At 70.1% G+C, this 19,147-nt stretch carries 22 protein-coding genes, 1 pseudogene and 1 riboswitch; of the genes and pseudogenes, 9 read left to right on the forward strand and 14 right to left on the reverse strand.

Translation table 11 applies throughout. From position 1 onward, the window contains the following. Positions 1-24: 24 nt before the first annotated feature. Both ACGFYQ_RS30785 and ACGFYQ_RS30790 read right to left on the reverse strand, forming a co-directional pair. On the reverse strand, positions 25-525 hold the full coding sequence (locus ACGFYQ_RS30785; RefSeq protein ID WP_393749450.1) for a lamin tail domain-containing protein: 501 nt from the start codon (positions 523-525) through the stop codon (positions 25-27). Between the two features lie 644 nt (positions 526-1,169). Further along, positions 1,170-1,433 (reverse strand): hypothetical protein, encoded by a 264-nt coding sequence (locus ACGFYQ_RS30790; protein WP_393749451.1) that lies wholly within the window; start codon positions 1,431-1,433, stop codon positions 1,170-1,172. 394 nt (positions 1,434-1,827) lie between these two features. Between ACGFYQ_RS30790 and ACGFYQ_RS30795 the strand changes: the two genes are divergently transcribed. Beyond that, positions 1,828-3,513, forward strand: a complete 1,686-nt coding sequence (locus tag ACGFYQ_RS30795) for a protein kinase (RefSeq protein ID WP_393749452.1) — start codon at positions 1,828-1,830, stop codon at positions 3,511-3,513. Positions 3,514-3,782: 269 nt separating this feature from the next. Here ACGFYQ_RS30795 and ACGFYQ_RS30800 read toward each other — a convergent pair whose 3' ends face one another. From ACGFYQ_RS30800 to ACGFYQ_RS30825, 6 genes and pseudogenes are all read right to left on the reverse strand, one after another. Then, positions 3,783-4,124, reverse strand: coding sequence for a DUF5713 family protein (locus ACGFYQ_RS30800; protein WP_393749453.1), 342 nt, complete (start codon positions 4,122-4,124; stop codon positions 3,783-3,785). A gap of 146 nt (positions 4,125-4,270) precedes the next feature. After that, complete coding sequence (locus tag ACGFYQ_RS30805; protein ID WP_393749454.1) at positions 4,271-4,771, reverse strand: hypothetical protein; 501 nt, start codon at positions 4,769-4,771, stop codon at positions 4,271-4,273. Between the two features lie 60 nt (positions 4,772-4,831). Next, positions 4,832-5,002: pseudogene (locus ACGFYQ_RS30810) on the reverse strand (IS256 family transposase); the annotation flags it as partial. An 85-nt stretch (positions 5,003-5,087) separates the two neighbouring features. Then, positions 5,088-5,543 (reverse strand): transglycosylase SLT domain-containing protein, encoded by a 456-nt coding sequence (locus tag ACGFYQ_RS30815; protein ID WP_393749455.1) that lies wholly within the window; start codon positions 5,541-5,543, stop codon positions 5,088-5,090. Positions 5,544-6,662: 1,119 nt separating this feature from the next. Continuing rightward, positions 6,663-7,160: a hypothetical protein gene (locus ACGFYQ_RS30820; RefSeq protein ID WP_393749456.1), complete on the reverse strand. Its 498-nt coding sequence runs from the start codon at positions 7,158-7,160 to the stop codon at positions 6,663-6,665. A gap of 358 nt (positions 7,161-7,518) precedes the next feature. Then, on the reverse strand, positions 7,519-8,043 hold the full coding sequence (locus ACGFYQ_RS30825) for a hypothetical protein (protein WP_393749457.1): 525 nt from the start codon (positions 8,041-8,043) through the stop codon (positions 7,519-7,521). Positions 8,044-8,395: 352 nt separating this feature from the next. Here ACGFYQ_RS30825 and ACGFYQ_RS30830 point away from each other — a divergent pair, with 352 nt between their 5' ends. Together ACGFYQ_RS30830 and puuE are read left to right on the forward strand one after the other, a co-directional pair. Continuing rightward, positions 8,396-8,779, forward strand: a complete 384-nt coding sequence (locus ACGFYQ_RS30830) for a VOC family protein (RefSeq protein WP_393749458.1) — start codon at positions 8,396-8,398, stop codon at positions 8,777-8,779. Between the two features lie 138 nt (positions 8,780-8,917). Continuing rightward, positions 8,918-9,826 carry an allantoinase PuuE gene (gene puuE / locus ACGFYQ_RS30835; RefSeq protein WP_393749459.1) on the forward strand — a complete coding sequence of 303 codons (909 nt, stop codon included), beginning with the start codon at positions 8,918-8,920 and terminating at the stop codon, positions 9,824-9,826. 126 nt (positions 9,827-9,952) lie between these two features. Here puuE and ACGFYQ_RS30840 read toward each other — a convergent pair whose 3' ends face one another. Further along, a complete protein-coding gene (locus ACGFYQ_RS30840) occupies positions 9,953-10,171 on the reverse strand; it encodes a hypothetical protein (RefSeq protein WP_393749460.1) in 219 nt (72 codons plus the stop codon). Between the two features lie 127 nt (positions 10,172-10,298). Between ACGFYQ_RS30840 and ACGFYQ_RS30845 the strand changes: the two genes are divergently transcribed. From ACGFYQ_RS30845 to ACGFYQ_RS30860, 4 genes are all read left to right on the forward strand, one after another. Continuing rightward, entirely contained in the window at positions 10,299-10,682 is a 384-nt protein-coding gene (locus tag ACGFYQ_RS30845) for a hypothetical protein (protein WP_393749461.1), read from the forward strand. Positions 10,683-10,845: 163 nt separating this feature from the next. After that, the gene (locus ACGFYQ_RS30850) at positions 10,846-11,484 is read left to right on the forward strand and encodes an AraC family transcriptional regulator ligand-binding domain-containing protein (RefSeq protein WP_393749462.1); all 639 of its coding nucleotides are present in this window, start codon (positions 10,846-10,848) and stop codon (positions 11,482-11,484) included. Between the two features lie 54 nt (positions 11,485-11,538). Continuing rightward, positions 11,539-11,600: riboswitch (guanidine-III (ykkC-III) riboswitch) on the forward strand. A gap of 75 nt (positions 11,601-11,675) precedes the next feature. Beyond that, on the forward strand, positions 11,676-12,173 hold the full coding sequence (locus ACGFYQ_RS30855; protein WP_393749463.1) for an Ohr family peroxiredoxin: 498 nt from the start codon (positions 11,676-11,678) through the stop codon (positions 12,171-12,173). After that, positions 12,160-12,609, forward strand: a complete 450-nt coding sequence (locus ACGFYQ_RS30860; protein WP_393749464.1) for a hypothetical protein — start codon at positions 12,160-12,162, stop codon at positions 12,607-12,609. Before ACGFYQ_RS30855 ends, ACGFYQ_RS30860 begins: the two co-directional genes overlap by 14 nt. Positions 12,610-12,783: 174 nt before the next feature. On the opposite strand, the gene ACGFYQ_RS30865 is transcribed toward ACGFYQ_RS30860, so the two are convergent. Continuing rightward, complete coding sequence (locus ACGFYQ_RS30865) at positions 12,784-13,341, reverse strand: hypothetical protein (RefSeq protein WP_393749465.1); 558 nt, start codon at positions 13,339-13,341, stop codon at positions 12,784-12,786. A gap of 580 nt (positions 13,342-13,921) precedes the next feature. Between ACGFYQ_RS30865 and ACGFYQ_RS30870 the strand changes: the two genes are divergently transcribed. Next, positions 13,922-14,269, forward strand: coding sequence for a hypothetical protein (locus tag ACGFYQ_RS30870; protein WP_393749466.1), 348 nt, complete (start codon positions 13,922-13,924; stop codon positions 14,267-14,269). Positions 14,270-14,483: 214 nt separating this feature from the next. Next, positions 14,484-15,614, forward strand: coding sequence for an FAD-dependent oxidoreductase (locus ACGFYQ_RS30875; protein WP_393749467.1), 1,131 nt, complete (start codon positions 14,484-14,486; stop codon positions 15,612-15,614). A 198-nt stretch (positions 15,615-15,812) separates the two neighbouring features. Here the strand turns inward: ACGFYQ_RS30875 and ACGFYQ_RS30880 are convergent, their stop codons facing one another. The 4 genes from ACGFYQ_RS30880 to ACGFYQ_RS30895 all read right to left on the reverse strand — a co-directional run bounded on the left by ACGFYQ_RS30880 (position 15,813) and on the right by ACGFYQ_RS30895 (position 19,146). Beyond that, positions 15,813-16,205, reverse strand: coding sequence for a hypothetical protein (locus ACGFYQ_RS30880; RefSeq protein ID WP_393749468.1), 393 nt, complete (start codon positions 16,203-16,205; stop codon positions 15,813-15,815). Continuing rightward, positions 16,202-16,801, reverse strand: coding sequence for an RNA polymerase sigma factor (locus tag ACGFYQ_RS30885; RefSeq protein ID WP_393749469.1), 600 nt, complete (start codon positions 16,799-16,801; stop codon positions 16,202-16,204). Before ACGFYQ_RS30885 ends, ACGFYQ_RS30880 begins: the two co-directional genes overlap by 4 nt. A 583-nt stretch (positions 16,802-17,384) precedes the next feature. Next, positions 17,385-18,071: an HAD family hydrolase gene (locus ACGFYQ_RS30890; protein ID WP_393749470.1), complete on the reverse strand. Its 687-nt coding sequence runs from the start codon at positions 18,069-18,071 to the stop codon at positions 17,385-17,387. Between the two features lie 94 nt (positions 18,072-18,165). Further along, positions 18,166-19,146 carry an AfsA-related hotdog domain-containing protein gene (locus ACGFYQ_RS30895; RefSeq protein ID WP_393749471.1) on the reverse strand — a complete coding sequence of 327 codons (981 nt, stop codon included), beginning with the start codon at positions 19,144-19,146 and terminating at the stop codon, positions 18,166-18,168. Position 19,147: the final 1 nt, after the last annotated feature.

Here is a 19,147-nt window from a genome sequence, read left to right on the forward strand (position 1 = left end):
CGATGGTGTGGCTGCCGGCCTGGGTTAGCGGCGGTGGTTGTCGTGGTGTCCGCGGCGGCCCCAGGACTCGGTGTCGATGACGTTGCCGCGGTTGTCGCGGAGGGTGGCGGTGTCGCGCTCGTCCCAGATCTGGTGGCGACGGTCCTGGTAGACGTCGCGGTGGGTGTCGCGGCCCTGGCCGGTGTGGACCTTGACGCTGGAGCGGCCGTCGAGGCGGAAGTCCCGGAAGCGGTAGCGGTTGCCGTCGCGGTCGGTGAGGGTGAAGCCGCGCAGGTCGACGGAGTGACGGCCGGTGTTCTTCACCTCGACCCATTCGCGGTTCAGGGCGCGGTCGTCGCGGCCGCGGTCGCGGTCGCGGCCGCGGCTGTCGTGCTGGACGTCGCCGATGACGATCGAGGAATTCCGGCCGCGGTGGTCACGCCGGTCGTCGTCGTGGGCGGCGGCCGGAATGGCGGCCGCGCCGACCAGGGCGCCGGCGGCCAGGACCGCGGCGAGAAGACGGCGGGTGGCGGGAGAAGCAGACATGCAGACGACTCCTTCGAAAAGTCAGCCCGGTCCGGCTTCGTGCGAGCCGGACGGGCTCCGTGCGGTTCCCGGCGTCCTGCCGGGAAGCCACACTCTGGCCCGCACCCACCATCAACCGCCATAACTCGGGACTCACGTTGCCTAATGCGGACATCTCCGTAACTCTCCCTTGCAAGATGCAAGCGTCAGGTCCAGTTGACACAGGCGGGGCGGAAGGTGCGGGCAGCCCGTCCAATGTCGAAGCAAGGGGGTTTCGGCCACATAAGCAGTTCATTCACGCCATGCCGTGCGCTGTGCGCCGAATGGGTTCAGGGCTCTGTAACGGAGCTTCTGCCGTTTCTTCGCACCGAGTACGCACCACCGCTCTGATGTGCGGGTGCGGGGACGGCTGACGCTTCGGCGGCCAGGCAGGACGCCGGCCAAGGGCCCCTGGGCGCAGCGCGCCCGGGGCCGTGGCGAAGGCGACCCAGTACAACGTCAGCGACCACAGCACCTACGCCGACCGACCCGTACGAGACCGACGCCACTGTGCTCCTGGCGGTCGCCATCGACCGGGAGGTCGCCGCGTTACCTTCGCCCTGATTGACGGCCTCGGCGCCCTGACTGCCGGAGCGAGCCGGCAGCTCCCCTGGGCTGATCTTCATCTACTTGGGATCGTCGCTGTCCCAGGGATAGACGAAGAGGTCCGGCCGGACGCCCCATGCGTCGAGCACGGTAATCAGCTCAGACTCGTCCGTGGCGTCAGTGGACTCGATGAGGGCTGCGTCGATGTCGTAGTCGAAGCCATCGATGCGCCCGCGCTCGTACTCCCAGTGTTCAAGCCGGAAACTACGTTCAACCTCGCTGCGAACCCATCCCTCGTCCCGCGCCTGGACATCAGGCTCGCTCTGCTCGGGACGGATGTCCACGAATGCGCGGCACTTCGGCCGCGATGCCGGGACTTCCGCAACCAGCCTCCTGCCGAGGCGGAGCGCGGTCAGTTTGTCCGTCGGCCACCCGTGGCTGACGGGCTGTCACTGCCAACACACCACTGACACCAAACCGGCGCATCGCACCCCTGCACCGGGCTTCTTCTGCAGGGCTGGCGCTTCGGCCCGGCGCTTCTTGCAGAGGGGGCGGACCGCGGGGGTAACGCACGAGCGTCCTGATCGCAGGTGAGATGTCTTGGTGATCACGGCTGTTGGAAGGTGCAACCTGCGCGCCGAGGGCCGGGCCGTGCGCACGCGCACATACGCGAACCCCTACCCTGGTGTGCCCGCCACGTGGCGGATTTCGAACAGTGCGACGAACGGGATGTGACAGGTGACGGGGGCGAACGGCGCGGATCTGGTCGGCGAGGTTCTGGGCGGGCGATACCGCGTGACCGCCACGATCGGCCGCGGTGGCATGGGCGTGGTCGCCCGGGCGGTGGACCAGTTGCTGAACCGCGAGGTCGCCGTCAAGGTCCTGCGGGCCTACACCGACGCCTCCCCGGCCGAACTGGCCGATCTGCGGGTCCGGATGCAGAGGGAGGCGCAGGCCGCCGCCCGTATCCGGCACAGCGGTGTGGTCACCGTGCACGACGTGGTCGAGGAGCAGGGGCTGCCGGTCATCGTCATGGAGCTGGTCGACGGGCCCTCCCTCGACGCTGTGCTGGCGGAGCGCGGCTCACTGGATCCGCGCGAAGCGGCCGCGATCGGCGCCAAGCTGATGGACGCGCTCGACGCGGCACACCGGGCCGGGGTCCTCCACCGGGACGTCAAGCCCGGCAACGTACTGCTTGAGCGCAGCGGCCGGGTCGTGCTCACCGACTTCGGCATCGCCAGCATGGAGACCTCCGGCGACGAGGCCCTGGCCAAGCTGACCCAGAGCGGTCAGATCGTCGGCTCTCTCGACTATCTGCCACCGGAGCGCGCACAGGGCCAGGTACCGGGTGCCGCGTCGGACATCTGGGCGCTCGGCATGACGCTGTACGCGGCCGTGGAGGGCGCTTCGCCCTTCCGCCGTACGTCGGTGTGGTCCACGCTGGCGGCGATCGTCGGCGAACCACTGCCGGAGCCCCAGCGCGCCGGACCGCTCACCCCGGTGTTGCAGGCGCTGATGGCCAAGGACCCGCTGCAGCGGCCCGACGCCGGGCAGGCGCGCGAAATGCTGGAGGCGGTCGCCGGGGGCAGGAGTGCGGACCTCGCGGCGGCACCGGCGCCCCAGCCCGTCACTCCGCCGGGCTTCGGTCCCGCCCTCGCCGTGCCGCTCTCCCCGCCCGCCCCCCAGCCCGTCGCTCCCTACTCGGCCGGCGCGTACGCTGCCCCTCCGCCGGCGGGCGCCGCGCAGCCGGGCGTGGCGCCCGGCATACCCGCCGGTCACAACAGCCGTTCCGAGACCCGTGCCACGACGGTCCACGCGCGGCGCCGCCGCACCCGTACCATCGTCGCGGTGGCGGCCGCCACCGTCCTCACCTGCGGCGGAGTCGCCTACGCTCTGATGGACATGCGAGGCGAGGGCAGCGGCGGGTCGAACACGGCGCTGCCCACGGCACGCACGACCGACGGCCCAGCCGCCCCGGGTGATCTGACGTCCATCAGCCCCGGCGAGAAGTCGTCCAGCACCCCCTCGAAGAAGGAAGAGGACCGAGGGGCAGGTCCCACGTCAGCGCCCGGCAACGGAGGTGACAAGCCGGCAGGGGACCCGTCAGCCTCTCCGAAGGCAACGCCCAGTTCCACGGTGAAGCAGCCCACCCCGGTGTCGACGGCGTGCACCGGCTGGGCCCACTCGAACCGCAGCGATGGCTACGGCCACGCGGCCCAGACCACCCACCTCTACACCGGGCCGTACGCGGAGTGCTCCTCTGTGACCGAGGTCAAGTCCGGGGCGAAGGTCTACTACCACTGCTATGTCACCAATGCCCATGCCAACAAGTGGGTCTACGCCCGTATCGCGGGCACGGAAACCGAAGGCTGGGTGTTCGGCGACAAATCCACCCTGGACAGCGGCACACTCGCCCGCTGTTAAGGCTGCTCCACAATTCTCCGGAGGGTGAGTTGCGGGTTGCGGCCGGCGCGGCGTCCGGGCGCTGCAGACTCTCCTCGGCCGCCGAGTCCATGAGGGCGGCGGCCGAAGGATCAGTTGCAAGCGTGATGTTCATCCACGGCACGATCGATGAGCGCCACCGCGCGGTCGCCACGCGGTACGACAAGCTTGCGGTCCGCTACGAGGCGACCGTGCTGATCGCCCCACACACACGAATGGCTCTGACCGGCAGATGGCCTTCCGGTCCTCGCTCACCAGTCCCGGCCGGCGATCAGCTCCTCTACATCCGCGTCCGTGAACCCGTATACCGACGCGACAAACCAGAAGTCCTCGGCGATCCACTCACGCGCGACCGTCTCGATCCCACTCCCGGCGGCCTCGAACTCCGCCTCCAGAAGGTTGAACTCCTCCGTCGCGGCCTGCGTGAGCGCATACAGGGCCTCCGGATCCGACGGCTGCTCAGCCTCAATCCGCTCGCACAGCCGCAGCAGGATCGCCCTGCCCTGGTCGACGACGTGATCGGGGAAGTACGAGTCCTCGTACATCTGCCGCAGAAACGCGTGCCCTGCTACCTGCTGGTTTGTGATCGGCATGCGCTTCCCCATCCCCGTAGAAGAACAGACGCGCCGATCATGCACGACACCACTGACAACGACGCCGCCCAAGCGAGCAATTGTCAAGAGTTGTGGACGATGAGAGCCACTGCGGCGGCGGCCGCAGTTGACGGGGACGTGTTCGGTCAGTCGCAAATCCCGAAATGCAGGATGGTGGCCCAGTCGCTGGTGACCAACAGCAAGTTGCGCCACCCTATGTCGCCCGCGTGCGGGCCGCTGACGTCGCCGGAGCTTCGGACGGGCCCCAGATGTGCCTCGATGAGGTCGACGACGCCATCGGCGAGTTCGCCTGCCTGCCGGATCTCAACGGGCGTGCGCAGGTTGGGGTCCGAGTACCTCTGGGCGGGCTGCATGAACCCTTCGGTCACCTGTCGGCGGAAAATGTCCCGCCAGGCTTGTGGTGACTCGAACGGGTCGACCGACGTTCTTACCTGGTGTCCACTGGCCCCCGCGTCGTACACGGCTTGAGCGAGACCCTTCATCCAGTCATGACCGGGTGTCATCCCAGCCAATGGGACTACATGGAATAGGTATATGGACGGCATATGGTTGCAGTCGTCGAGCAGGTCCTCGAGCGGTTCAGCAGCGGCTGACACCGCGTCTGGAGCGTCGAGTGGGTTCAGCATGGGCGTCTGGGTCCTCTGTGCGGTTCTGCGCTTCGGCCTCAGTGTGTCAGCTGAGCACGTTCATGCTGCGAGGTTTTCGGGGCGTTCGACGAGCTGACCGCGTTCGAAGCGGGCCCCGGCGCGGACCAGCGGGACGAGGTGGGCGCCGGTGATCGCGCGCCATCGGGCCTGGGCGGTCTCGACGAGCTTGAACACCATCGCGAGCGCCGCTGCCGGGCTGCCGGCGCCGCGGTGAGCTCGGCGGCCGGATACGCAAAGACGCTCGGCCGGGGAGTCCCGGCCGAGCGTTTTCGTGCATCTGCTGTCCGCTGGTGGCTTAGTACCAGTGGTTGGCGGACCAGAAGTTCCAGGCGCCGACGGGGCTGCCGTAGCGCTCGTTCATGTAGTCCAGGCCCCACTTGATCTGGGTGGCCGGGTTGGTCTTCCAGTCCGAGCCCGCGGAGGCCATCTTCGACGCCGGCAGGGCCTGGGCCAGGCCGTACGCGCCGGAGGAGGGGTTGGTCGCCGTGTGGTCCCAGCCGCTCTCATGCGAGATGATCTTGTCGAACGCAGCGAACTGGGCCGGGTCCTTGATCATCTGCTGCGCGATCGCCTTGGCACTCGTCGGGGCGGCCTGCGCGGGAACGGCGGCCAGCATGGAACCGGCGACACCCAGGGCGAGGACGGTACCCGTGAGGGTCTTCTTGGAAGCGGCGATGCGGCGGATGACGGGGTTGGACACGGATTGACCTTCCGAAGGGGACAAGGGCGGTCGCGGGCATGCCGAGGACATGCGTGAGCCACTCACGCAAAGGAGAGGGGTTCGTCGGCGGCGGGTGAAGTACCCCTGCCGCCCTGCGACTCATCCAGTTCTACAGACGCCCCGCCCCCCTGGCAACGAGCCCGCTTACTAGCGCCCCTCGGAGCGGGGGTGGAGCCGCCCTTCGTGGGGGTGACCCGTATCCGTGCAGGTGGGATGGGTTGCGGGAGGGTGCATATGTCCAGTTTAGAGGCTACTATTCCGTTTCGTTTGTGACCTGGGCCCTATGGGGCGGCTCACCTCCAGGGCGCCCGAATATCACCGAATGTCATCAGATGTACTTCTTTGAGAGTCCTGGCCGGATGCCCGAATTACTCAGGAATCGAAGGAAACAGGTCGATCGAAGGCTGCCTTCCGCGTGGCCCGGCGTCGAGGACCGCCAGGGAGGCGAGCGGCGGCCCGCCCCGGGGGTGGCCACCGCCCGCCAGTCCACCCCAGGCCGGACGATCCGGCGGTATTCCGGTGTCAGACTCTCGCCTACGTTGCGCGTCCGTCAGCATGCGCGATGGATGCGTGAGGTCTCCACTCGATGACCCGATGGCCATCTTGACCGCTCAGGTGGAACTGGTCGATCGTGCACCACGGTTGCCCGTGCTGAGGCGCTGCCCGGGCCCGGCTAAGTGTTGACCGCCGAGCTGCGGGCCGGGGTGATGTGCGTGAGCGCCTCGGCGTCGACCTCGCGGCCGGCGTTGCGCAGTTCGTCGACGGCCAGGCCTCCATGTACGGAGGGACAGGAACTAGCCGCAGCCCTACATCAACAGCGCCGGAAGACGGTCCTGACCTGCCGAAACGCAGTTGCCACCCACAACATCAGGCAAATCTCGCGAGCCGACTCAGCCAGACATCGGCTGCCTGACAGCCACACGCCCTCAGGGTGCGGTGAGTACCCGTTTCTGATCCTCTGCTCAGACCGTGGTTGAGGCGGGCCAAACGGGGAGCTTGGTCTTGCGGAACCGGGCGAAGTCGGCGCTGCCGTCGTCGGCACGGACGGTGGCCAGCATGTCCTGAGGGTGGGTGCCGACGTTCACCGGATCGGACTTGAGGTACTCGATCTGCTGGATGGTGCAGTTCGCACCTGGGGGGGCGGGCCGGTCAGTCGTCGGCGATCTGCAGGGCCAGCGCGAAGTGCTCACCGTCCGTCCCTGCGAGCAGGCTGTCGAACAGCGGGGTCAGCCCGTTCACGGCGCCGCATTCGGCGTCGTGATTGGACCACCAGCTGCCCTCCGGTCCGAGCAGGGACACCACCCGCTCCGCCGCGCGCTCGGCGGCCTCGGCGGGCAGGTGCTGGTGGCTTGGCCAGACCAGGTCGACAGCCGCGACCTGGGCCAGGAACGCAGCGGCCGCGTGCGTCTCCACCGGTTCCAGAGCCGCGCAGATCTCCGGGACGGACGGCGGGGCGTACGCGGGCAGAAAGCGCCGCCAGGCCTCGTCGGCGGCGCCCTCGGCCAGCAGGGCGCGGATCCGGGCCGCCAGCTCTGGCAGGTCGGGTTCCGGCTCGGTGAACCGTCCGACCGCCACGAACACCCGCATCGGCGTGGACAGCTCCGCCATGTGCGCTTCCAGATCGGCAAGGATTCCCACGGACTTCACAGCGGGATTCTGCCGTACGCCCCCCGCTCTGGGAGGCGATCGGGGAGCAGCCTGCGAGGCGTGACTGCGCCGTGTACCCGACGAGCGTGCGGCATCGTCGCGTCGCTCTCGTACGCGACGATGCCCGTCGTCGTGTAGCCGGTCCAGGAAACCGGGCGCCTTCCGCACGGTCACGCAAGCATGGGGGCGGTCGGCGCCGAAGTGGCTGGGCACTAGCGGCAGAAGGGTGGCGGCCGGGCCGGCAGGCGGGGCCGAGGGCAGCAGCTCCGCGGCCCCACCAGGTCGGATGGGCCGTGACCAGCGCCCCACACCGGGACTGCCCCAGCACGCCCGCCCGGCCCGGCCGGAGGACGGTGTGTCAGGAGGCGCTCTTGGACGCGCTGGAGACGACGCACTCCTTGTACTCGCTTCCGTCGCCCTTGCCGGTGTACGGCGTTGTGGCTTCGGCCTGCTGGGATCCACCGGCCTTGACCGTCAGGTTGGTGACCTTGGCCGTGGCGGTGAGGGCGTTCGACCCGGGCGCGCCTTCGAACTTCATGGTGATGTTGTAGGTGTAGCTCAACGAGCTGCTGTTGGTGACGGTGAGTCGGGCGACGAGGTTCTTGCCCGAGTCGTCCAGGCGGCACTTGTCGATCTTGATGTCGCGCTCGGCCTTGTTGGCGCTGCTCGAACCGCCCGTAACGGAGGTGTTGCCGGACGTGCTGCCGCTGCTGCTGTCGCTGCCGCCGGTGGTACCGCTGCTGGAGCTGCCCGAGCTGCTGGAGTGCGAGGAGCTGGAGCCGTGGCTGCCGCCACAGCTGGCGCCGTGGGAGCCACGGGCTCCGGTGAGCGCGACGACGGCGACACCGAAGACGGCTATTGCGCGGACATGACGAAGCTTCACATTCAATCCCGTTGCAAAGAGTGATGAACAGGTACGCACCTTGGCAGGCGCACGTCACCTTAATATCGTCTTTATGTCGCCTGGTTGCGCCCATCCGGGCGGGCCCACCGGATCGTGACACGATCACGACATGCTGATCACAGGCGGGGACGCGAGCCGCCAACCTCTGCGGCCCCGACCTGCACTGCTACCGGCACCGCTTCGGTGACTCCCGGTCCGACAGCGCTGAGCCTTGCCGGCACTTTCCTGGCGCGTCCGGGTCGGCAAGGTGGGCCTGTTACGAAAGCGTTGCTGGAGTCTCTGCGCGAAATTTGGTGGCGGACCGGGCGATGCTCGGGGCAGGCTCACGTGCATGGTCTCAGTGGTGCAGAACGTAGCGATCGACTGTGCGGATGCCTATGAGCTGGCCCGATTCTGGAGCGAGGTGGTCGGTTGTCCGCTGCATCCGGAGGACAGACCGGGTGCCCGGGAGACTGAGGTGCTGCTGCCGGAGGGGCCGTTGCTGTACTTCAACCAGGTGCCGGAACCGAAGACGATCAAGAACAGGATCCACCTGTGTCTGCGCCCGGAGACATCGCGCGAGGAGGAGGTCGAGCGGCTGCTGGGCCTCGGTGCCACCCTCGTCACCGATCGCCGGGAGCCCGACGGCGCAGGCTGGGCCGTCCTCGCGGACCCTGAAGGCAATGAATTCTGTGTTCTCCGCAGTGAGGCCGAGCGGGCCGCGATGTCCTCTTGAAGCATGCGCTCAACGGCCGGTGCCCTGCGGTGCGACGGCCCGGTGGCTTGTGAGCCGGTTGATGCCGCACTCCGCGGTGTGGGCGGCCTCGGCACCGCTCCTCTGGCGCGGCGACCGATCGGCGGTAGGGTGCCGCCCGTGTCCGAGCATCAGCGCGACCTCGTCGGCTACGGCGCCGAGCCGCCGCATGCCGCCTGGCCCGGCGGCGCCCGCGTCGCCGTCAGCCTCGTTCTCAACTACGAAGAGGGCGGTGAGCAGAACGTCCTCGAAGGCGACCCCGCCTCCGAGGGCTTCCTCCACGAGCTCGTCGGCGCGCCACCCGTGGTGGGCGGACGCGAGCTGAACGTCGAGTCGATGTTCGCCTACGGCTCGCGCGCCGGGTTCTGGCGCATCCATCGCACGCTCGCAGCCCACGACGCACCGCTCACCGTCCACGCCGTCGGGCAGGCACTGGAGCGCAACCCGGACGCGGCGCGAGCGATGGGCGCCGCCGGCTGGGAAGTCGCCGGCCACGGTTGGCGCTGGATCGACTACCGTCACGTGCCCGAGGACGCAGAGCGCGGCGACATCGCCCGCTCGATCGCGACGATCGAGCGGCTCGTCGGACGTCGGCCCGTCGGCTGGTACACCGGCCGGACGAGCCCGAACACTCGGCGCCTCGTCGTCGAGGAGGGCGGTTTCCTCTACGACTCCGACGACTACTCGGACGACCTGCCGTTCTACGTCCAGGAGGGCGGCCGCTCGCACCTCGTGGTGCCGTACAGCCTCGATGCGAACGACTTCAAGTTCCTGATCGTCCACGGCTTTACGACCGCTGACGACATGCTTTCGTACCTCGTCGACACGTTCGACGCGCTCCACGCCGAGGGCGCTGAGCGCCCGCGCATGATGAGCGTCGGCATGCACTGCCGGATCATCGGCCGGCCAGGCCGCATCCGCGCGCTCGACGGCTTCTTGAGACACGCCGCGCAGCGCGGCGGGGCGTGGGTCGCCACACGCGAACAGATCGCGCGCCACTGGCTCGCCGCGCACCCGCCGCTGCGCTGAACCCCGACCGGCACCTGCGCGGACAGTGCCGACGGCCGGGTTGTCGAGGCCGAGACCAGCTCCCTGTCAGCCGCGGCCCCGGCGGCGCAGAGGATCACTGCCGCCCAGCGGGGTCCAAACGGGTAATCAAGACCAGCCGGCCAGTTCACGGCACCGGGCGGGGCGTGGTGCTCCAACTCGGCGCTTGTCGGCCTTCGCTGCGGTATCGGCGGCCGTGGCCGTGGCCCGCCGGCCGTCCTGGACCTGCTCCAGGCGCTTGAGCGTGGCGGCGAGCATGTCCTGGGCGCCGGTCGTGTCCCCTGCGGATCCCTGGATTTTCACCTTGGTGGTGCGCGTGCGTGACATGAACACGCCTTACGAGGTCATGATCCAACAGCGCACATGTGCTGGTTCGGTCACCAATGCCTGACTGCTGGACATAAACTGACGGTATGCCCGAATAGTGCTCGCGCAGTCCGCATACCGTGGCGCCATGCTGACTGAATTCCTGCAGGTGGGCGCATTCGTGGCCGCCCTCTGGTGCTGCGTTGCGGCCGTCAGGCGCGCGGCCCGCGGCGACCGGTGGGCACTCTGGACCATGCTGCTGGCCGTCCTGACCGGCGTCCACTACCTGGTGGGCCTGACCCACCTCCTGGTCCTGGACATCCGCGAAATGTGCGAACTCACCCTGCACACCCGCTTCGACCCCGACGAACACGTCGAGACGCTGCTCCCGCTGTCGAACACCTGCAACACCGACGACGACCTGGTCCCCGCCTACGTGAACCCCGTCCTCGCCGTCCTCGCCTCCGCAACCCTGGCAGCCGGCACCGGAACCGTCACACGCGCACTGCGCACACCGCGCCTTCGCGGATGACGATGACCGCCAGGCAGCCATCCCGCGTCCGGATGTGCGGACTCGGCGAGGGCGGGCGGCGCTGGATCCGGTCAGCGCGCTGATGGCGGATCCCCGCAAGGGTGCCCCTGGGTCGCACGCGCCGGGGGCACCCTTGCGTTCGCCGCTACGGCGCCCGGCGGCCATGCACCCCCAGCAGGTGGAGGCGGTCGTCAGCAGCATGGTGCGGGCCGCCCGCTGGATCGCCGGCGACGACTGGGCGCCACGGGCCGTGTCGTTCGCCCACCCCCGTGCGGGCACGGCCGAGCCATACGCCCGCGTCCTGGGCTGCCCCGTCACCTTCGACGCCCCGGAGAACGCGATCACGGTCGCCAACGAGGACCTCGACAGGCGCCGCCCCCTGTACGACCCGGCGCTCAACGCCCTCCACCGGGCCTACGCCGACCGGCTCCTGGACCGGCTGTCCACTGCCGCGACCGCGGCCGAGCGCGTGCGGCAGTGGCTGGAGCACGCCGCGCTCGAGGACGCTGGACCCGAGGGCCCCGCCAAGGAACTCAATCTGAGCGTCCGGAGCCTGCGCAGGGCCCTGCACGCGGAGGGCACCTCGTGGCGCGCGCTCCTCGACGCCGCCCGCCACGGCCGGGCCAGGCAGCTGCTGGAGACCACGGCCCTGCCGCTGGACCGGATCGCCCCCCTCGTCGGCCTGAGCGGTGCGACGGCCGTGGTCCGTGCCTTCACCCGGTGGGAGGGCATGCCTCCCGGGGCGTACCGCAGCCGGCACCGGCCCGCGTCCCCGGATCGCGACGGGGCCGGCAGCGGGTGAGGAACTTCACCGCGGGCGAAGCCCCGGCCGGCTGCCTCCGTTGCTAGATTGTCCGGCGGCCGGATCCAAGGCCCCGGACGAGATGCGCCGTACCCGGTCACGCACGACGACGCGCGAGGTGCTGCACGAGCAGCGCCGTCCGCTGTCCGCACCCGGGCAGCGTCCTCGTCGAGCAAGATGGGCCGAACGCCATGACCGTGCCACTCACCCGCAGCCTGTACCGGACGACCGCGCATGCCGCCGGGGGACGTACCGGATCCGTCCACACGGACGACGGGCGCCTGGACGTCCGCCTCGCCCCGCCGCGCAAGAAGGTGCCCGGCACCACCAACCCCGAGCAGCTGTTCGCGGCCGGTTTCGCCGCCTGCTTCACCTCCGCGCTCGCGGAGGTCGCCGCCGAGTTCGGGGCGGATGCCTCCGCCGCGCGCGTGGCCTGCGAAGTGCAGCTCGGCACCACGGACACGCCCGCGGGCTACGGCCTCGCGGTGGCCCTCACCGTCAGCCTGCCGGGGTGGCGGGCGGCGGACCTCCAGCCCCTGCTGCACCGGGCGGACGCGGTCTGCCCGTACTCGCAGGCAGTACGCGGCAACGTACCGCTGACGCTCGTGGCCGTGGACGACGTGGACGACGTGGACAACGTGGATGTCGTGGACGCCGTGGACGACCCCGCTACCGATGACGAGGCCTGAGCCCGAACCGGCGGGCCGCGTCCCGGGCGGCCCCGGGGTCCCGGTGCCCGAGCCCGGCGCCTGGCTGCGGCGCGGCATCAGCCGCAACGGCGGACCCCTTCTCGAGGATCGCGAAGGGGTGTGGCTGCAGGCCGGACCGTACTACGCCGACAGCCGGGGCTTCGCCGGCACGACCGCCTTCGACGGCTCCCAGGTGCACTTCCACCACCTCACGGGCGAGCCCGGCGAAGACGCCGGCACCTTCCGGTGGCAGGGCGCGAACCTCGTCGAGCGGGGCACCAACCCGGACGGCAGCACCTTCCTGGAGATCTGGACCCCGCTGTCCGGCGCCGACGGTGCCACCGGCTCCTGGTCCGGTCCGGACCACCACGTGGTGCGCGTCGGCCGGCACGTGGTGCACGTCGACTCCCGTGCGGGTACGTACTGGCGGCTGTGACCTCCCTGCGGTGGGGGACTCGGTCAGGGGATGCGCGGCGTGCGGGCAGGAGACGAACGGGTCAGCCTTCCACCTGAAAGCCCACGTACAAGCGGCCGTTCTCCAGCTCGCGCGCTGGTCGGGAGCCGGGGACACCAGCCCCGCAGGCCCGTACGAGGCGTCTTGTGACGGCCGTCAGCGGGTGCGTCGGGGGCCGCCGCGGTGCGGGCGGCGGCGGGAGACAGCTTCGGGAGCGGCCTCGGGGGACGAAAAGCCGCCGGCCACAGCCGCGCGTGCCGGGGCGGGTGCGGCGGGGACTGCTGGCGAAGCGGGGGCCGATGCCGCGGCGGGACGAGAAGCCGTCGGCCGCTGGGCGCGGCCGAGGACGGCGGTGTGGGAGATCAGGGGTGCGCAGGCCTGGCAGATCTCGGCGAGGGTCCAGACCTGGCCGACGGCCGGGTTGTGGATGAGGAGGAGCAGCGGGGCACCGGTGCAGGAGGCTCTGGTGTCCTCGTGGAATCCGCATTCGGCGGCCTGGCAGGCGCACGCCGCGTTGGGGCGGACGGTGGCGAGGCGGGCGTGCGCGCGGGCGTGCTCGGCGGCGAACCGTCGCATGGCCGCCGTGTCCTTGGACCGGGGCGGCATGCGGCATGCCTCGGTGCTGCAGGTGACGGAGACGGTGTGGTCGCCGTGGCCGGTCAGACGGATCGTCCAGGTCCGCCCCGGGACACGGGATCCGGGAATCGTGGTCAAAGGAGAGTTGTCCGTTCACGTATGCGGTGGTGTGCCCACTGTTCGACAGTCTCGCGTGTGGCGACAGTGAATTTTCACGCGGCCCCGGCGTCGGCACGGGCACGTACTGGCAGCCCGGTCACAAGAAGAACCGCACCTCAGACGAGGAGACAGTGACCGAACGCGCCCTGCAGCCTTTCTCGCACGCCGTTCGGCAGGTGTCAACGGCATGCCGCCGTACGCGACGGCAGCCGCCACCATCGGCAGGTATGGATCATCCGATAATCGCAAGGAGTGAGGAACCATGATCGGGTGAAGCGTGTCTGTTCTGCTGTGACCTTTGTGGCGGCGTGCTCAGCGCGCTGCCTTCTCTCATGTGCAAGGAATTTCCCTGATGACTGTCAGTTCCTCGTCCGCTCAGCCAGGCGGGCCGTGGCCGGCCGATCCGGCCACGGGCCAGACCCCACCCGGCTTCGGTCCCCAACCGCCCACGGGGTGGCCCGTGTCCGGTCCCGGCCCGGCGTATCCGGGAGCGGGTCCCGCCTCGGCCCCGGCAGCGGCGCTGATGTGTCGCCACTGCGGGGCGTTCCCGGCGGCCCCGGTGACCTTCCGCCTCCACCAGGGCGTGCTGGTGCTGATGCGATTCCACAAGGTGGAGGGCCCCTTCTGCCGCGGGTGCGGGACGACGTACTTCCGTGAGCTCACCGCGCGGACGCTGTGGCAGGGATGGTGGTCGCCGCTGTCGCTGGTGCTGTTCACACCGGGCACGCTCATCGCCAACCGGCTGGCGCTGGCGAAGGTGAACCGGCTGCCCGAGCCGTCCGGGGGCCATGCGCGGCCGCAGACCGGGGCACCAGTGCTGCGCCGTGCGACGAGCCTGGCCGTGCTGCTGCCCGTGGCATGGGTGATCTGGGTGATCGCAAACATCATCAACGACGTCACCTCCTGAACCGGCCGGCCCCCGGAGCGGTGGGGCCGGTGCCTCCTGGCTGATCGGCGCTATGACCCGGGGTGGCCGGGCGGCGGAGCCGCGGTGTCGGTCATCTGTCGGGGGCTGTCGGGGGCTGTCGGTCCGATGTCGGCGGCTCGTCGGCGGGGCCTGGCACCTTTTCGGAGACGGCCGGCCGGAGCTCACCGGCCGGCCCGATCCCGAAGGAGCCACCATGCACACGCCCGTCACGATCATCGGCGCAGGACTCGGCGGACTCACGCTGGCCCGCGTCCTTCACGTCCACGGAATCCCGGTCACGGTCTACGAGGCGGAGTCCTCCCCGTCGGCGCGCACGCAGGGCGGGATGCTCGACATCCACGACTACAACGGGCAGCTCGCCCTCGAGGCGACCGGCCTGATGGACGAGTTCCACGCCATCGTCCTGGAGGGCCGCCAGGCGATGCGGGTCCTCGACCGGGACGGGACCGTCCTGCTCGACAAAGCCGACGACGGCACGGGCGGACGCCCCGAGGTGCAGCGCGGTGAACTGCGGCAGATCCTGCTCGACTCACTCCCGGCCGGCACCGTCCGGTGGGGGCACAAGGCCAGCAGCGTCCGCGCCCTCGGCGAGGGCCGCCACGAGGTGACGTTCGCCGACGGCAGCACCGTCGTCACGAGCCTGCTGGTCGGCGCGGACGGCGCGTGGTCACGGGTCCGGCCGCTGCTCTCCACCGCCACACCCGTGTACGCCGGCACGTCGTTCGTCGAGACGTACCTGTTCGACGCCGACACCCGGCATGCAGCCGCCGCGAAGGCGGTCGGCGGCGGGATGCTGATCGCGCCCGCGCCGGGCAGGGAGATCTTCGCCCACCGGGAAAGCGGCGACACCCTGCACACCTACGTGGCGCTGGCCAGGCCGCAGGACTGGTTCGCCGCCATCGACTTCACCGACGCCGCTGCGGCCACCGCGCGGATAGCGCGGGAGTTCGAGGGCTGGGCACCGGAACTCACCGCCCTGATCACGGACGGCGACACCGCGCCGGTCCTGCGTCCCCACTACGCTCTGCCGACCGGGCACCGGTGGGACCGGGTGCCGGGGGTGACCTTGCTCGGCGACGCCGCCCACCTCGCGGCCCCGAACGGCGAAGGCGCCAACCTGGCCATGCTCGACGGCGCCGAACTCGGCAAGGCCCTCGCCGCGCACCCCGACGACGTCGAGGCCGCGTTCACCGAGTACGAGCAGGCCATGTTCCTCCGCAGCACCGAGGACGCCACTTTTGAAGGCGCCGAGCTCTCCGAGATCTTCTCGGGCGACAACACAGCCCACGGCCTGATCGACATGATCACCGAGAAGGGCCGATGAGCCGCCGGCCGAGGTCACGACGGTGGCTGTCACCTCTTGCTCAGTCAGGTGCCTCACCCACTCCATGACTTCCGTTCGTGGAACGGTCACCGTGACCGTTCCACGAACGGTTTCGCACACACCATCAACAGCCGCTCTTCAAGGGCGGATGGCAAACGGGTGGCCTTGAGGCCGCCCGCTATCCGTCGCCCGGCCGGGTCACCGGGAAGCGGCCGGGACGTTGATGTCCACGGTCGGCTCGTCCGTGGCCTTCGCCGACGGGTGCGCCTTGGTGAGGGTGCAGACGCCGTCCGCACACTGGCGCTCCAGACGGCCGCGGGAGACGGTCTGCGCCAGGCCGACCATCCAGCAGGTGGGGCAGCCGCGGAAGGCGATCAGGGCCAACGGGGCCGCCAGCAGGGTGGCCGGGCCGGCGACGGGCACCAGGGCGATCGAGCCGATGATCAGCCCGAAGCCGATGGCGCCGCGCGCCAGGTGGCGCGGGACGGACTTGCTGGCGAAGTTCATCTCGGGCGCCGCGGACTGTGCGGTGGCCCGGGCCTTCGCGCCCTGCTCGGGCTTCACGGTGTTCACGGTGTTCACGGTGTTCACGGTCGTGAGTCTCCTCCGGCTGGTTGGTCGATGGTTTGATCGGGTGCTCGGTCGGTCGCCGCCAGCGAGTGGCGCAGTGCTGCGCGTGCTCTGTGCAGCCGCGATTTCATCGCGGCGTTGCTCAGACCGAGCGCATGGGCGACGGTCTTGCCGGGCAGGCCCTGTACGTCCCGCATGATCAGGACCTGCCGCAGGTCACGGGGAAGGGCGCTGACCGCAGCGGCGACCCGCTCCGCTTCCAGCCTGTGCAGCACCGCGTCCTCGGCGGACGGTTCCGCAGACGCCTCCGGTTCGGCCGACTTCTCGTCGCCCCGCGAGACGAACAGCCGTACCTGCCGGAGGCATTCGTTGCGCACGATCCGGAACATCCATGAGGCCAGCGCGCCGGCGGCCCGCAAGGTGCCGATCTTCCGGTAGAGGATGATCAGCGCCTCCTGCGCCGCGTCCTCCGCGTCCTGCGGCGAGGCGCACAGCGATATGGCGAACTTGCGCACATGGGGCTGCGATTCCATGACGACGGTGGTGAGTGAAGTGACGTCGCCGTCCTGAGCGGCCCTGATCAGCCGCTCGTCCGGCCAGGCAAAGCGTTGGTTCATCTGCTACTCATATCCGGAAGGCTCCCCGCGCGTGGCCGCTGCTCAGCTTCGGCTCTTGTAGCGCCGCATCAGGTGCCAGCTGCACGCGCCCACGAGCAGGGCTCCGATCACTACGAGGCCAGTGACCATCATTGGTGTTTCCTCCCGGTTCTGCCGGCCCGTTCGGCCGGTACACAGACAAGAGGCGGGGAGGTCCGGAAAGGATTCACCTCCGGCCGAAGTTTTTCTTCGAACCGTGCATGGCCCCGCACGCGCAGCCGCGGCACGTGTTCCGCAGCGCCCCGGAAACGACGGCGCGCGCCGCCCGTTCGGCCCGCCTCCGCGAAGGGGGGCATGCCTTTGGCTGCGAGCGTCGCGGCGGCGGAGATCAGCGGACAAGCGCGCCTGCGTCTTCGGAGGACCGAAGCCTTCGCTTCTCGCGCCAGTTGACGAAAGACGTCCCTTCCGGCAGGACGACGCTGATCGTCCGGCGGGTGGAGTCCGCGTAGCGGATGGCGGTCTCCCGGTTCGCCACCCGTCCGGTGGGTCCGGGGAGGCGGTCACGACACGGGTTTCCGTGACGTGACCTGGCGCCGCCCGTGGGTCAGGCCGGGACGCCCGGCAGGTGGTGCCAGCCGTGCCGGCCGGCCTCCGCCAGCAAGTCCGGGTGGTCGCCGACGACGACCGGGTGGCCGACGAGGCGGAGAAGCCCCAGGTCGGAGACGTGGTCGCCGTAGGCGTGGCACTGTTCAGGGGCGATGCCGCGCTCGGACAGGAGCTCTCGGGCGGCCCGAGCCTTGGCGTCGCCGATCATCGTCGTCAGCACCTCCCCGGTGTACACCCCGTCCTGGATCTCCGGGCGCGTGCACAGCACGACGTCGGCACCGACGTGGGCGGCCACCGGATCCAGAGCGGCGGCGAAGGAACCGGAGACGAGGACGGTGGCCAGCCCCCGCTCCTGGTGGGCCGTGAGCTCTTCGAGGACGTCCTGGTGGAAGAAGCCGCCCTGCCGCAGGTGCTGTGCGAACCACGCCCGGCCGGCGGCTTCCGTCTCCTCGGCCCGGTAGCCGGCGAATCGCCGGTAGAAGAGCCGGTTGCCCTGTTCCCGGGGCGTGCCGGGGCGCAGCAGGTCGCGGGCGTCCTGGCGGAGCCGTTGCTGTTCCTGCGGAGTGTGCCCGACGGCTTTCAGGAAGAAGTCGTAGAAGTCGAACATGGTCTTGACGGTGGTGAGCGTCTCGTCGACGTCGAAGAACGCGACGGCGTGCGTGGTCGTCGGCAGTGCCGTGGTCACGGAGAACTCCGGAGGCGAGAAGGGAGAAGGGAGAGGGGAAAGGGGAAAGGGGAAGGTGGAGGTGGAGGGGACGGTCTGGCGGGCAGGCGGAGGGTCAGCCCAGCGCCACGTGTACCTCGGCCACCGTCTCGTCCTGCTGGACGGCGCTCATGCGGAAGGCTTCCTGGCTGCCGTCTTCCTCGCGTGCGGCGGTCAGGTGCACCTGGTCGTCCAGTTCGGCGAACTTCAGGAAGCGACCGTGCAGCCGCAGCACGCGTGCGGCGTCGGTCTCCGGCGTGGCGGTGCCCTCCGGGCACAGCAGCAGGGCGCACTGGCGGGCCGCCTCGCTGAAGACCATGGCCGGGACGTGGTCGTAGGGGTGGTCGTACATGCTGCGGTTGAGGTACGTACGGGGGCTGAGACGGGCGGTGAGGGTGGCCGGGCCCAGGCGTACGGCGTCGAGCACGGTGTTCACCGGGTCGAGCCGGCGCACCCGGGCCGGGTCGACCGGTGCTCCGGCGGGCTCGGCGGGCAGGGTGAACGCCGTGGGGACGGTGGTGCCGCGCTGCATGCGGCGCAGTGCGTGGTACTGGTCGGTGGGGGTGCAGTTGGTGTCCATGGTGAGCCGGCCCAGGGTGCGGCCGTCGAGCGTGAGGTCCATGGCGAAGGCCAGCCGGCGCAGCCGTCCGCCGCGCCGGGCGCGTTGGGTGACCTCTGCGTCCATGCGCAGTTCCCCGGGCCGTTCGCCGCATCGGAGCGCCTCCGGCTCGGTGATGTCGAGCGTCCAGGACGTGACCATGAACGTGGTGTCGCGGGGCACCGCCTCGTAGAGGTGCGCGCCGTAGGTGACCGCCTGGCGGCAGCTCTCCAGCACGAGCAGCGGGTCGTGGAAGCTCCGCCCCGGTATGTGGTCGCGGAAGTACGCGTGAGAGAGGGGCAGTTGCGCGGCGGCGGTGAAGGTGCCCTCGCCGGTGGCGACGGAATCGGTGAGGAACACCTCGGACAGGGCCCAGCGGTGGACGAGCGAGCGGGACACGGTCCGGTCGTAGGCGGGGGCGGTGGGGCTGCGGGGCGCGTCGAGGACGGGGGCTTCCACG

This window comes from Streptomyces sp. NPDC048258, from assembly GCF_043201995.1.
Taxonomy (GTDB): Bacteria; Actinomycetota; Actinomycetes; order Streptomycetales; family Streptomycetaceae; genus Streptomyces.